The organism is Leptospira montravelensis (assembly GCF_004770045.1).
Taxonomy (GTDB): domain Bacteria; phylum Spirochaetota; class Leptospiria; order Leptospirales; family Leptospiraceae; genus Leptospira_A; species Leptospira_A montravelensis.
This window is the reverse complement of record NZ_RQFO01000004.1, coordinates 847,426-860,498: the sequence shown is the minus strand read 5'-3', so window position 1 is coordinate 860,498 and position 13,073 is coordinate 847,426. Positions and strand designations below refer to the sequence as shown.

Sequence of the window (13,073 nt, the reverse complement as noted above, 5' to 3'; positions counted from 1 at the left end):
AGGGTAAAATTTAGGCTTAAAGGGGAAAGGAGAATTTCGAACTCAGGAAACCTGGAAATTTAGTAAAAAATTAACTTGACCCTAGATAGTTCAATATTAAACTATCTGATATTGATATAAGGAGAACCAAATGTTCGATACACTATTTTCTACTTCCGGGGACATCATACCCCTCATCTTACGCATCACAGCTTTTGTTGTGATTTTCCCACACGGTGCCCAAAAACTACTAGGTTGGTTTGGTGGTTACGGTTTCAAAGGAACCTACGGATTCTTTACAGGACAAATGAAGTTTCCTGGAATCCTGGCTGTTCTTATCATCCTTGGAGAATCCTTTGGACCTGTTTTACTGCTTGTGGGATTCTTCACTAAGTTTGCTGCCGCATCCATTGCTATCATTATGATTGGTGCTGCTGTACTTGCGCATAGACATAACGGATTTTTTATCAACTGGAATGGAAACCAAAAAGGGGAAGGATATGAATTTCATATCTTAGCGACTGGACTTCTCATAGCCCTTGTTGTGGGTGGAGCTGGTGTGTATTCGATTGATTTTAATTTAATCGGAAAATTCTAAATCATAGAATTTATATTCGAACTGGTTCGGCCTTTGTCTCTGATGTACAATCAAACAAAGGTTCGAACCAAACTTTAATCTAAGTTAATGTATTCTTCCGGATCAAGTGGAGCATCAAGTCCGATCCGCACTTCATAGTGAACGTGAGCGCCAGTTGCTTTACCTGTTTGGCCCACAAGGGCAATTTTATCTCCCCGTTTGACTCGGTCCCCTGGATTCACTAAAATGAGAGAACAGTGGCCATAAAGCGTAAAAAATCCATTTTCATGATTGATTCTAACCGATTTTCCGAGTCCACCCACCGCCGTATCCACAGCAATGATTCCAGGTCCCGTGGCATAAATTGGTGTTCCTTCGCCAGCCGCAAAGTCAATTCCCGAATGGGATTCCCCTACAGGTAAAATTCCAAAAGGATCACTGCGATAACCAAAGGTAGAAGTCACAACTCCCACACCGGGCCTCAGTGGTCGGCCCCTAGGCATAGAATAAAAGATACTTTCTCTCATGGAAAGATAGTCGATGGCATTTTGAAAATTGGGAACTAAATTACCTAATTTGACACCAAACTGAGTGTAGGTGGTAACAACTTGTTGGAATAATAAAAGATTGGAATCGAGTTCACTCGCATCTTTACGAAACTCTTCTTTTAAAAGATAATCTTGAGTGATCATCTCTTTTTCTGGGATTTCTTCCCAAGCAAGTAAATTGAGTGACTCGGTAGTGGACTCAAGTTCCTCCACTGAGTCTCTTAAGTCCTGAGAAAGTAGGTCGTAAAACAAAAAAGATACTAATTGAGTCTCTGTTTTTTTCTCCAAAGAGAGGTCTCGGTCAAAGAGAAAGGAAAAATAAAAGAGAAGTCCAAAGGAAAGCAGAACCAGAGATAGGGAAAGTCCGAATAAAAATCCGAGCATTCCGACAGAAATTTCAATCTGCGCCAACGGTTTTTCATCATTGGGGATGAGGACAAAACTTACTTTTTCCCGGCTACGGGAAATCCACTTCTGGAGGCGTTTTCTCCATCGTAAGTTTGCAATTTGAAGCCTTTCATAGGCGGTTGTGACGTAAGTTTCTGCCAATGTTCGTTATTCAGCCAATTTTTTCCTTGCCCATGCCATTTTTCAGGGGAAAGTGGATGAATCCAATATGTTTAAATTTCTCACTTCTCTTTTCAGAAAGAAAGCCGACTCTGTCGATTCCTTTTTGATGTACCCCGAGGGAAAGAGATACTATCGAGAATCCCATTCCATACGCAGGGCCAATATCGATGAAGATGCTATAAAAATCATCAATCGATTGAACAAGTTTCGTTACAAGGCCTATTTAGTCGGTGGTGGGGTCAGAGATCTGCTTATGGGCAAACGTCCAAAAGACTTTGATATAGTCACAAGTGCGACTCCAAACCAAATCAAAAGGATCTTCAATAACTGCCGAATCATCGGTAAACGATTTAAAATTGTACATATCATTTTTAAAGGCAAAATTATTGAAGTATCTACGTTCCGATCATTGCCGGAACATCGTTTGGAAAAACACAAAGCAGACAACGATTATCTCATCAAACGGGACAATTCCTTCGGTACAGCAAAGGAAGACGCGGCAAGACGCGACTTTACCATTAACTCCTTGTTTTACGATCCTAAAAACGATTCCATTTTGGATTACGTTGGTGGATTTGAAGACATACAAAAGAAAATCGTTAGGGTCATTGGTGATCCAGATATTTCCTTCAAAGAAGATCCAGTTCGTATGTTACGAGCTGTGAAGTTTTCTGTTTTACTTGGACTTGATATCGAGAAAAAAACCAAACTGGCAATCAAAAAGAACCGTTTGGAACTCGAAAAATCATCCACAGCAAGACTACTAGAAGAATACAATAAAATGTTTCGCACTTGGAAAACTTCGATTATCTTTGAAGGCCTTGCGGAAAACCATTTGCTCGATGTACTTTTCAAAGAACCAACTGATAAACTAAAAAAAACAGACCCAGAATGGCGTGAACATTTTATGGAAACACCACTTGGGAAAAGACTAGCCGTTACGGACAAACTCCTCTCTGCAAGAGAAGAGATGACTCCAGCTATCTTTTACTCGTTAATTTTTTATGATATCGTAAAAGATCTTTATGAAAATGATCGCGGTCACCTAGCGCATAACATCAAAGAAAGTTTGCAACCTGTTTTTGAACGGATGGGAATTCCCAAACGAGAACAAGACAATCTGGTTAAGATTTTTATAAGCCAACCTCGTTTCCAAGTAACCGACGATGAAAAAGAAAGACAAAACTCCTTTTTCAAAAAGAAAGATTACTTCTATGATGCGTTTATGGTTTATAAAATTGTAGCCATTTCGGAAGGAAACGAATCAGCAGTACAAACTGCATTCTTCTGGGAAATTTCTTTACGACAAAGACCGAAACCTGATAGCCATCAGTTCGGACAACAGAATCGTAAAAAAGAGCCAAACAAAAAACGTCCTCCCAGAAAAAAACACCGGGACAGAAGGGGCGGTGGGAATCCCAATCAGAACCAAACGGAATCCCAACAATCCAATCATTCTGAACCAAAAGAATCTCAAGAACCTAGAAAAGTTCGCGAATCCTCAATGGAAAATGAAGATAGGGAAGTTTAATAACCTTATCTTTCTTCCTTTTCGTTAGATTCATTCCATAACCCTCGTCAAAATAAACGAGGGTCGTGGGAATGAAGCACCAATCAAAAATTCTAATCATTGAAGATGATCCAACAACGGCACTTCTCTACTCGGGATCTTTAAGACCATTCGGTTATGAAATTGTAGTTTTTTACGGAATTAAACCAGCTTTGGAAACCTTTAAGGAAGAAGGTTACAAGTCTATTGATTTGATAGTCACAGACTTGCTATTGCCAGATGGAACCGGAATAGAATTAATACAAGAAGTTCGCAAATCAAGTTCAAATATTCCCATAATCGTTGTATCATCTGCGGAAGATAGTCAATCGATCATTGATGTAATGAAAGAGAATGTCCAAGATTATTGTATCAAACCAATTGCAACTAAAGAGTTAGTCAAAAAAATTGAATACCATCTTTCCAAACAGGAAATGGATTATCAAAAAACGATTTTTGAAAAAGAAAAAATTATCTCATTAGAAAAACTATTGGATTGGTATAGTTTTAAAAATCGATCAATGGCTATGGGAGAATTTGATACTCAAGAATTACATAAAAACCTCTTTCATATTTTAAGGGCGAGTTTGTCACAAGGTGCAGGTTTTGGAATTCTTGTGCAAATCATAGATATCATCAAGGGGATGACAAAAACTGAATCTGGCGATTATATTCTTCAAAAAGAAGTTCTATCGATCCTGGAAGAAAACGCAAGTTATGCTAAGAAAGTATTAGATACATTTTCAGAAATTGAAAACATTATTTTTGATAGAGTTACATCGGAAGTTATAGGAACTAAAAGTTTTTTAGAAGAATTTCAAATTATTGTTACCAGTTTACATCCTTTATTAAAAATTAAAAACCAAAGAATTCAACTAGGCAATCTGGAAGAAAGGTTTTCGGAAAAAACTAAACTCAATTGGAATCGAGAATTGTTTGGCAAAGTTTTTTCAGAATTATTAGTAAACGCGATGAAGTTCTCACCTGAATCCTCCGCCATATTTATTATGTTTCAGTCTGACAGTGAGTATTTGTCTGTTTCTATTGTAAATTCCGTTGCTGGGGATTTGAAAATGGGAGTGGGTATCCCTAATGAATATTTAGATTTGGTATTTGAACCTTTTTTTCGACTTACGAAGAATTTATATGAAAAACACGAATCTTTGGATTTTGGAATTGGACTTTCTTTGGTGCGAGAAACCATTCAAAAGTTTGGTGGAACCGTTGTGGTAAAAAACATCAACGACCATTTAGGTGAGGTTGTTTTGCCAAAGGTAGAATTTAAAGTCACACTTCCTTATTCTTCTTCAGAGAAATGAAAGAAACCTCGTGATTTTGGTAGGTAACTTCCGGTTTTGCCTTAGCTAATTTTCATATTCTTCGTCACATATAACGATGGAAAAACCAAAAACGATAACGAAAGTTTTACTACTTGAAGACGATCCGACCATCTCTCTGCTTTACAGTGGACTCTTGCAAAAACATGGAATGGAGGTTACAAGTTTTGCAAAAATCAAATCAGCCTTAGATTATTGCGCCGAAAACCATCTTCATACTGAAAACATTGTTTTAACCGACCTTCAATTACCGGATGGCAATGGGTTGGAATTTGTTAGAGAAATACGAAAAATCAATAAACACATTCCAATTGTTGTAATTACTTCAACGGAAGATCCAAAACTTATCATAGAAGTAATGAAGGAACATGTACAGGATTACATAATTAAACCGATGGTTCCTGACGAACTTATATCGCGAATCAAATACCAACTTTCAAACAAAGAAAAAGATTATGAATACTCTGAATATGAACGCGAAAAGATAATCTCCCTTGAAAAACTTTTAGATTGGTATGCATACAAAAACAGTCGGATCAAAAAGGGTGATTTAAATTCCCAAGAATTACATAAAAACTTATTTTATGGACTGCGTACAAGTTTAGCTCAAGGTGCTGGATTTGGAGTATTAACTCAAATGATAGACCTGATCAAATCAATGCCAAAAGCAGAAGGGGGAGGAATCATTTTAGATGATGAAATTCTAAATATTTTGGAAGAAAATGCATTATATTCAAAAAAAGTATTAGATAGATTTATGGAAATTGAAGATGTAATATTTGATCGAATCGAATTACAACTAGTTTCTCCTTTAACAATTTTTAATGAAATGGTGAGTCTGAAAGAAGAAATAATCCCACTTTTGGCACTGAGAGACCAAATATTACTAGTTCCAGAATATAAATTCAAAGATTTCGGATCGCAAAAAATCTTACTTAACAATAATTTCTTTCGTAAATCATTACACGAACTTCTGTTAAATGCCATGCGGTTTTCGCAAAGCTCGAGTAAGATTTATACTATGTTAATTCTGGATTCTAATGGAGTTTATCTGTCTATTGTAAATTCTTTGACAGATGAACAGGAGCTGTTTGCAAAAAACGGAATTCCAAATGAATATTTAGAACTTATTTTTGAACCTTTTTTTAGGTTAAACAAAAATATATATGAAAAACATGGTTCTTTGGATTTTGGAATTGGGTTGAGTTTTGTTAAGCAAACTATACTAAAGTTTGGGGGTTCTATATCGGCTTTAAATTTAATTGATCATACCAGCGACCAAAGCGAAACAAAAATTGAATTCAAAATTTTCCTTCCTTATTCTTCTTCAGAGAAATGAAAGAAACCTCGTGATTTTGGAAAGTAGGATTTTCCTTCTTTTTGAAACATAACTCCCGGTTTTCCTTTATCTAATTTCCCTATCATTGTCACAGGAATTCCTGCAAGTTTTGTTGGTAAAATTTCCGGTGATAAAAACAAAAGTTCTAATTCTTCCCCAGAGCCCAAACAAAGATCGAGTCCTAATTCCTTTAGGGCGAGAGGGTGGGTGGGGATGGATTCAATTTGTATTTTTAATTTTCCTTGGGAAGTTAGGGCCAGGCGTTCTGCGTCTTGGATGAGTCCATCCGTTACGTCCATACAAGCGTGGATTTTGAACTGTTTTAAATGGTTAAGGATCGCATAACGAGATTTAGGAGAAAGGTGGCGCTCCACTGCTTCTTTAAAATTTCTGTCCTTTGATTTTTTTTTGAGAGTTTGGTATCCCAGTTGGCTTAGGCCAATACTTCCTGTGAGATACAAGTAATCCCCGAATTTGCCGCCCGATCGCAACCAAGGTTTGTCCACTGTGCCGACAACAGTCAGTGTCAATTGGGTAGTGTGCGAGGAAAAAGTATCGCCTCCCGCCAGTTTCATTCCATATTGGTCTAAGGATTTTCGTAATTCTTTGGAAAACTCCCGAATCCATTCTTTTTTTCTTGAGAGTGGTGAGAGACCAAGGTTTAGAAAACATTCTTTGGGTTTTCCACCAGAGGCAATGATATCGGAAACATTGACTTCTACTAGTTTTTTAGCTAAAATTTGTGGGGAAGACCAGTGGTGTAGGAAATGGGTTCCTTCCGAAAGGGAATCGGTAGTGACTAGGCGGTTTGGTAAGAGAAAATAACAATCATCTTCCGGTGGAGGAGTGGTACCAAACAAAGTTCGTATAATTTCGGATTCTTTCAAAGCTTTGATCCAATAAATTTGTTTGACCCGGTGTGAAAACCGAAAATCCTGACATAAAAGAGGAAAATCTCGTACTTATGGAACTATTGTCTAAAGCCCACAAGACCCCTTCTATCGCAAAAGAAGCCGTACAAAAACAGTGGTTTGTTGTGGATGCAACTGATAAGACTCTCGGAAGATTGGCAAGTCAAGTAGCTTCCCGACTTCGCGGAAAACACAAATCTACCTTCACTCCTAACCAGGACTGTGGTGATAATATCATTATCGTTAATGCTTCTAAAGTGACTGTAACAGGTCGCAAAAGAGAACAAAAAATTTACTACCACCACTCACGTTACCCAGGTGGTATGACTGCCATCGCTTTCCACAAACTCATCCAAGAGAATCCGGAAAGAGTGATTATGGAAGCAGTCAAAGGAATGTTACCTAAATCTAAGTTAGGTGATCAAATGTTGAGAAATTGCCGCGTTTTCGCTGGTAATGACCACAACTTGGGAGCTCAAAAGCCCCTAAAACTGGAGTTGAAATAATATGGCGCAAAAAGCAGTTTGGGCAGTAGGCCGACGCAAAACATCCGTTGCACGTGCGAAAATCGCATCTGGAACAGGTAAAATCACAGTAAACCACAAAGATGTGAAAGACTACATTAAAAACGGTGAACATTTAGTTCGTCGTGCACTTGAGCCTCTTCTTGTTTTAGAAGCTCGTGATAAGTATGATATCGCACTCAATGTTACTGGTGGTGGAGTGATCGGTCAGGTAGGAGCCATTCGTCACGCTGTGGCTCGTGCTCTTGTCGCTTTTAACGAATCATTGAAACCTACTTTGAAAAAAGAAGGATTTCTCACTCGAGATAGCCGTATGGTAGAACGTAAAAAATACGGTCTACACAAAGCTCGTCGAGGAACTCAGTTCTCTAAACGTTAATCGGGAAATCCTCTTTTTTTCGATACAGAAGCCTCCTTTTGCAAGGAGGCTTTTTTTTTGGTAGGTACCCATTGAACCAACTTATATTTTATTTTGCCTTCGCCATTGGTACCTTTGCCAGTAGTTGTTTTTTATATTCGATTGTTATCTTTTGCCAAACCTTAGATACAGTAAAAGGTTTCTCAGGGATTGTTTTCTTTTTTCTCTTTTTGCCATTTCCCATTTTCTTTTTATACACAGGATACTTACTCGACCATTATTCCAAAAAATGGGTGGTAGTTAGTTTTCAATTTTTCTTATTTATCTCTTCGTTTTTCTTAGGTGCCTATACCTTCCTTTTTCAGGATCATCCACTTTTGCTTTTGCCCTTGGCTTTTGCGAATGGAATCGGGATGACCACCGTACTTCCGGGAAGAATGGCTATTTTACGGGAAGTGATGGAGTCTCATCGGCTCGTTTTTCATACCATCGCTGGAAACTTACTACTGATCTTTGCTTTTGGTATGAGTCCCCTCGCAGTGGGTTGGTTTCGGGAAGGATACGATTACTCAAATTTATTTTTGCTTTTGGCTTCTTTGCATTTTCTATCTATGATCGCCTTTAGCTTGTTACGATATGAGGCCAAGGTTCAGAAACAGGAACTAAATTCTCAATTGTCAAAACCAGGTAAGATTCCTTCAATCTCTGCCAACTTAAAACTGGTAATCGATTTTCTAAAAACAGATCCTGTTTCTAAGCAAGTAATGTATATGGCGATCCTAAGTATGTTAGCACTCGGACCCATCCAGGTCATCCTTCCAAAATATGTGCGAAATGAATTGGGACTCGGAGAACTTGCACGAGGAACCGTTCTTGTGTTTTTGGGGCCTGGTTTGTTTCTTGGTGGGATTCTTACCATCCTCTTTCATCATTTAGAAAGAAAGGGGCTCGTGTTACTCATTGTTTTTACCCTTTCTTCTATTTTCTTTTTAGGTTTTGTTCCGTTCGGAAAACCAGAAGCCACCTCCTTTTTTCTATTTTGTTTTGGGTTTACAGGCGGGGTGGTCTCCAGTCTCTTACCTGCCATTTTGCAGAAACGCGCACCGGACGGACTTCGGGGAAGAATTCTTTCCCTCTATACAGTTTGTTTCCAATTCACACCCGCTGTTTCTGGTTTTCTTTCGGCCTTCCTTGCTGATAGTTTTGGTTCGCAATTGACATTCGGAATTCTCGGCGGGTTATTTCTCTGTTTTGCCTTTGTTTCTTTTCTCCAATACAAAGAATTACGGCAGAGTTAACCCCTAATTTCCTTGCCCTAGAAGGCAAACCCGATTTCGCTGTAAGTGTATGATGTCGAAAACTGTCCGCGAAATTGCCGAGTTGTATACTAGTTACTTCCAAGGAAAAGGCCATACCATTGTGCCTTCCTCAAGCCTTATCCCCAAAGGGGATCCCACTCTTTTATTCACAACCGCTGGGATGGTTCAGTTTAAACCTTTGTTTACGGGAGCCGTAGAGTTACCTTATACTCGTGCGGCTTCGGTTCAAAAATGTGTCCGCACTACCGATTTAGAGGTAGTTGGGAAGACGGAAAGGCATTGTACTTTTTTTGAAATGCTCGGGAATTTTTCCTTTGGCGATTATTTTAAAAAAGAAGCCATCGAATACGCGTTAGATTTTTCTTTAAACCATCTCCATATCCCAAAAGAAAAAATCTGGGTCACCATTTACTTGGATGATGATGAAGCCAAAAAGATTTGGATGGAAGCTGGAATTCCCGAAGAACGAATTGTAAGGCTTGGAAAAAAAGATAACTTTTGGGGACCAGCGGGTGATAGTGGGGCTTGTGGCCCATGTTCGGAATTGTATTTGGACAGAGGACCAGAAAAAGGGGGCCCTACTTGTGGTAACAACCCCAATTGCAAACCGGGATGTGACTGTGATCGTTATTTAGAATATTGGAATTTAGTATTTAACCAATTTAACCAAACTGTTTCCGGGGAACTCCTTCCTTTAAAACAAACAGGGATTGATACAGGTTCAGGCCTTGAGCGAGTGGCTATGTTACTCCAAGAAGTGGATTCTGTTTATGATACGGATGAATTAAAATCCATCATTGATAAAATTGAAACACTCTCAGGGTTTACTTATGATGAATCTACGAAACAATCCTTTAGAGTAATCACAGACCATTCCCGATCCGTATTTTTTTCATTAGGGGACGGGATTTATCCTGACCGCACCGGGCGTGGCTATGTGATCCGTAGGCTCATTCGTCGGGCCTCGTTATTCGCGAGAAAACTGGGAATTTACGAACCGTTTTTATACAAACTTGTGGGGACACTTCGAGATTTATATTCGGTTCGTTACCCAGAACTAAAAGACAAAGCAAAAGATATCGAATCCATTTTAAAAAAGGAAGAAGAACTTTTTCTACATACCTTGGAAGTAGGTTTGGAAGAATTGGAATCACTCCTCGGACAATTGAAAGAAAACAACCAAGCGGTTGTTACTGGAAAAGAGGGTTTTCGTTTGTATTCCACTTACGGGTTTCCTCGTGAGATGACAAAGGAACTCGTGGAAGATCGGGGATTTGGTTTTGACGACGAAGGATTTGAAGCCGAACTAGAAAAGGACCGTGACCTATCTCGTGCGAGTTGGAAAGGGAAAAAAATCCAATACTTAACAGGCCTTAGTGCGAGCCCCGAACTCAAAACAGAGTTTTTAGGTTATACAGAAACTAAATCTCAGGCAAAGGTTTTATATCTTTTTGTAGATGGAAAGTCGGTAACTGAGGCAAACCAAGGAACGGATGTCGTTGTGGTTCTCGACAAAACACCTTTTTATGCAGAAGGTGGGGGGCAGGTAGGAGACTGGGGATATCTTAAAAAAGAAGGGTTCCAATTCCAAGTCCAAGACACTCAAAAAGAAAACGAAACCTTTTTACATCTGGGAATGATTCTCAAAGGAAAAATCTCTGTGGGGGAAACCATAAACGCAGAGATTGATACCACTCGTCGTCAAAATTTAGCAAACCATCACTCCGGCACACACTTGTTAAATGGGGCTCTTCGTCGTATCTTAGGGACTCATGTGGCACAAAAAGGTTCTGTTGTATCCTCTGACTATTTACGATTTGATTTTTCGCATCCAAAAGCACTCAGTGAGGAAGAAATTATCTCGATCGAAAAAGATGTGAATGAAGCAGTGAATGCAAACATTCCAGTAAAAACGGAAGTTTTAGATATCAATGCTGCGAAACAATCAGGCGCCTTGTCGATGTTTGATGAAAAATATGGAAATTTGGTTCGTGTGATTTCTATGGGGGATAAGTCCAAAGAATTTTGTGGGGGAACTCATGTTTCCAACACAAAAGAAATTGGATACTTTGCCATCATCAAAGAAGGAAGTCCGGGAGCCGGAAACCGAAGGGTAGAAGCCATTTGTGGGGATTCGGTTATTGAATATTTTTTGACAGAGTTTCAAACACTTGCTGCGAAGGTTGAAACACATAACTTGTCGGCCAAAGAAACTTTTGGTGATCTTAAAGAATTTGGAATCACAACTGTAGTGCCGGCTCCTGAAGATTTACAAAGTTTATTTGCAAATGAAGGGAATGCCGCCGTCGAACGTTTGCGAAAACTTCGCGAAAGTTTAGAAACAGAACTAGAAGAAAAGTCAGCTTCTCTTTTTAAAGCCAAAAAGAAAAAGGAACAATTGAGTTTCCAAATGAATCCGGAACTTGTGGATGGACTTCTGAAAAAAGCACATTCCTTTTCGAAAGGAAAAGTGGTTACCGAAGTGTTCTCTGGAGTCGATGCTAAATCACTGAAAGATTTGGCTGATAGTTTGAAAGCCAAAGAACCAGAAATCCTCTGTCTGTTTGGAACAAGCGAAGGGGAAACTAGCACCCTTGTTTTTATGTGTAACAAGGTTTTGAATGAAAGAGGAATCCACTGTGGGGATCTTTTAAAAGAAACCTTGGTGATGTTAGATGGAAAGGGTGGGGGAAGGCCCGATATGGCACAGGGTGGAGGTAAAAGACCAGAAAGTCTTGGGGACGCATTGGAATTTGCCTTGGAACTTTCCAAAAAGAAATTAGGATAAAAAAGAGTTAAACTAGGAAGGGAATCATATGGCACAAGACCCATCATTTGACATTGTATCAAAAATCGAAAGACCGGAATTACAAAACGCCGTGGCCCAGGCCATGACAGAGATCCAAACAAGGTTTGATTTTAAAGGATCCAACTCCGAAATCAAACTCACAGAAGACACTTTAGTTTTAACTTCCGAAAACGAAATTAAACTAAAGCAGGTGATCGATGTCCTCACTACTAAAATGGCCAAACGAGGTATTAGTCTCAAGGCCTTTGATTTTGACTCCAAAATTGAACCAGCCACTGGCCAAACGGTCCGCCAAAAAGTAAAAATCCAAAATGGTTTGGACAAAGAACAAACCAAACAAATCACCACTCTCATCAAAGACCAAAAACTAAAGGTGCAGGCAACAATCCAAGGGGAATCGGTTCGGGTTGTGGGCAAAAAAAAGGACGATTTGCAAGAGGTGATGGCGGCCATTCGTAACGCCAATTTCAACTTTGACGCCAATTTTACGAATTTTAAGGGATAGAATTTTGCTTTAAGGAAAGCCTTGCGGCTTCCATTTTTTTTCTCCCTATGTCTCAAAACCGGCCGATATTTCCGGTATGGACCCTAAAAAATCCGTATGGGGATGGACTTTGCCTCGCAAAGACTTTCTTCCGTATCTATTAGTATTTTCCGGTGTGTTTTTACTTCTCTCTCTCTTTTCGTTTCAGGAAGGAGAGGACGGATCGTTATTCAATTGGTTTGGAAGGCTTGGGCATTACATTGCTTTTACATTACTTTATATTTTAGGAAAGTCCTCTTTTTTACTCGCTGGATTTGTTTTAGTATTGGGAGTTCTGTCACTTCGAAATCCCGACTTTGATAGGCTCAGCAAAGCTCTTTTTTTTCCACTTTTTCTTGTCGCAACCACTGTGAGTTTGAATCTTTTAGAAACCCCACTGGGCCATGTGGGAGATAGCGGTGGGATCCTTGGCCAATTTTTCTCTTGGGTATTTTCATATCTCTTTGGTGAGACAGGTCGTATCCTTGTTGTTTTCTTTTTGTACCTATACTTTGCGGTGATTTGGCTTGAAGATGGGGCTTGGTCTTTTACCTTTGCTACCATAAACAAATATTCCAATGGAATCTATAAAATGATGGGAGGACGAACAGAACTGCTACATTTAAAACTTCCTTCCTTTTTAGAATCGGTGGTTTCTACGCGAAGAGCACCACTTGAGGAAATGCGAAACAAACAATGGTTTGCTGTCCAAACAGAAGAGGAATCGAAG

The 13,073-nt window shown here is 39.1% G+C and carries 11 protein-coding genes and 1 pseudogene; 10 read left to right on the top strand and 2 right to left on the bottom strand.

Annotation, left to right across the window (positions count from 1 at the left end):
* Positions 1 to 130: 130 nt before the first annotated feature.
* Positions 131 to 577: a DoxX family protein gene (locus tag EHQ31_RS04945; protein ID WP_135570106.1), complete on the top strand. Its 447-nt coding sequence runs from the start codon at positions 131 to 133 to the stop codon at positions 575 to 577.
* A 74-nt stretch (positions 578 to 651) separates the two neighbouring features.
* Here EHQ31_RS04945 and EHQ31_RS04940 read toward each other — a convergent pair whose 3' ends face one another.
* The gene (locus EHQ31_RS04940; RefSeq protein WP_135570104.1) at positions 652 to 1,653 is read right to left on the bottom strand and encodes a M23 family metallopeptidase; all 1,002 of its coding nucleotides are present in this window, start codon (positions 1,651 to 1,653) and stop codon (positions 652 to 654) included.
* Between the two features lie 67 nt (positions 1,654 to 1,720).
* Between EHQ31_RS04940 and pcnB the strand changes: the two genes are divergently transcribed.
* The 3 genes from pcnB to EHQ31_RS04925 all read left to right on the top strand — a co-directional run bounded on the left by pcnB (position 1,721) and on the right by EHQ31_RS04925 (position 5,899).
* The gene (gene pcnB / locus EHQ31_RS04935; protein WP_135570102.1) at positions 1,721 to 3,205 is read left to right on the top strand and encodes a polynucleotide adenylyltransferase PcnB; all 1,485 of its coding nucleotides are present in this window, start codon (positions 1,721 to 1,723) and stop codon (positions 3,203 to 3,205) included.
* A 71-nt stretch (positions 3,206 to 3,276) separates the two neighbouring features.
* The gene (locus EHQ31_RS04930) at positions 3,277 to 4,542 is read left to right on the top strand and encodes a hybrid sensor histidine kinase/response regulator (RefSeq protein ID WP_135570100.1); all 1,266 of its coding nucleotides are present in this window, start codon (positions 3,277 to 3,279) and stop codon (positions 4,540 to 4,542) included.
* A gap of 76 nt (positions 4,543 to 4,618) precedes the next feature.
* Complete coding sequence (locus EHQ31_RS04925) at positions 4,619 to 5,899, top strand: response regulator (RefSeq protein WP_135570098.1); 1,281 nt, start codon at positions 4,619 to 4,621, stop codon at positions 5,897 to 5,899.
* On the opposite strand, the gene thiL is transcribed toward EHQ31_RS04925, so the two are convergent.
* The gene (thiL, locus tag EHQ31_RS04920) at positions 5,878 to 6,786 is read right to left on the bottom strand and encodes a thiamine-phosphate kinase (RefSeq protein WP_135570096.1); all 909 of its coding nucleotides are present in this window, start codon (positions 6,784 to 6,786) and stop codon (positions 5,878 to 5,880) included. The two genes, EHQ31_RS04925 and thiL, sit on opposite strands and share 22 nt — an antisense overlap.
* Positions 6,787 to 6,863: 77 nt before the next feature.
* On the opposite strand from thiL, the gene rplM reads away from it, so the two are divergent.
* The 6 genes and pseudogenes from rplM to EHQ31_RS19050 form a co-directional block, all read left to right on the top strand.
* Positions 6,864 to 7,316 carry a 50S ribosomal protein L13 gene (gene rplM, locus EHQ31_RS04915; RefSeq protein ID WP_135570094.1) on the top strand — a complete coding sequence of 151 codons (453 nt, stop codon included), beginning with the start codon at positions 6,864 to 6,866 and terminating at the stop codon, positions 7,314 to 7,316.
* Position 7,317: 1 nt separating this feature from the next.
* On the top strand, positions 7,318 to 7,713 hold the full coding sequence (gene rpsI / locus EHQ31_RS04910; protein WP_015675896.1) for a 30S ribosomal protein S9: 396 nt from the start codon (positions 7,318 to 7,320) through the stop codon (positions 7,711 to 7,713).
* A 71-nt stretch (positions 7,714 to 7,784) separates the two neighbouring features.
* Positions 7,785 to 8,990, top strand: coding sequence for an MFS transporter (locus tag EHQ31_RS04905; protein WP_135570092.1), 1,206 nt, complete (start codon positions 7,785 to 7,787; stop codon positions 8,988 to 8,990).
* Positions 8,991 to 9,039: 49 nt separating this feature from the next.
* Entirely contained in the window at positions 9,040 to 11,799 is a 2,760-nt protein-coding gene (alaS, locus tag EHQ31_RS04900; protein WP_167481631.1) for an alanine--tRNA ligase, read from the top strand.
* A 28-nt stretch (positions 11,800 to 11,827) separates the two neighbouring features.
* Positions 11,828 to 12,325 (top strand): YajQ family cyclic di-GMP-binding protein, encoded by a 498-nt coding sequence (locus EHQ31_RS04895; RefSeq protein WP_135570090.1) that lies wholly within the window; start codon positions 11,828 to 11,830, stop codon positions 12,323 to 12,325.
* 76 nt (positions 12,326 to 12,401) lie between these two features.
* Positions 12,402 to 12,797 (top strand): annotated as a pseudogene (locus EHQ31_RS19050) (DNA translocase FtsK 4TM domain-containing protein); the annotation flags it as partial.
* Between the last annotated feature and the right edge of the window lie 276 nt (positions 12,798 to 13,073).

Excerpts from the sequence above, each read along its gene's own strand:
- EHQ31_RS04945 (WP_135570106.1), top strand. The coding sequence starts at position 131 with ATGTTCGATACACTATTTTCTACTTCCGGGGACATCATACCCCTCATC.
- pcnB (WP_135570102.1), top strand. The coding sequence starts at position 1,721 with ATGTTTAAATTTCTCACTTCTCTTTTCAGAAAGAAAGCCGACTCTGTC.
- EHQ31_RS04930 (WP_135570100.1), top strand. The coding sequence starts at position 3,277 with ATGAAGCACCAATCAAAAATTCTAATCATTGAAGATGATCCAACAACG.
- EHQ31_RS04925 (WP_135570098.1), top strand. The coding sequence starts at position 4,619 with ATGGAAAAACCAAAAACGATAACGAAAGTTTTACTACTTGAAGACGAT.
- rplM (WP_135570094.1), top strand. The coding sequence starts at position 6,864 with ATGGAACTATTGTCTAAAGCCCACAAGACCCCTTCTATCGCAAAAGAA.
- rpsI (WP_015675896.1), top strand. The coding sequence starts at position 7,318 with ATGGCGCAAAAAGCAGTTTGGGCAGTAGGCCGACGCAAAACATCCGTT.
- alaS (WP_167481631.1), top strand. The coding sequence starts at position 9,040 with ATGATGTCGAAAACTGTCCGCGAAATTGCCGAGTTGTATACTAGTTAC.
- EHQ31_RS04895 (WP_135570090.1), top strand. The coding sequence starts at position 11,828 with ATGGCACAAGACCCATCATTTGACATTGTATCAAAAATCGAAAGACCG.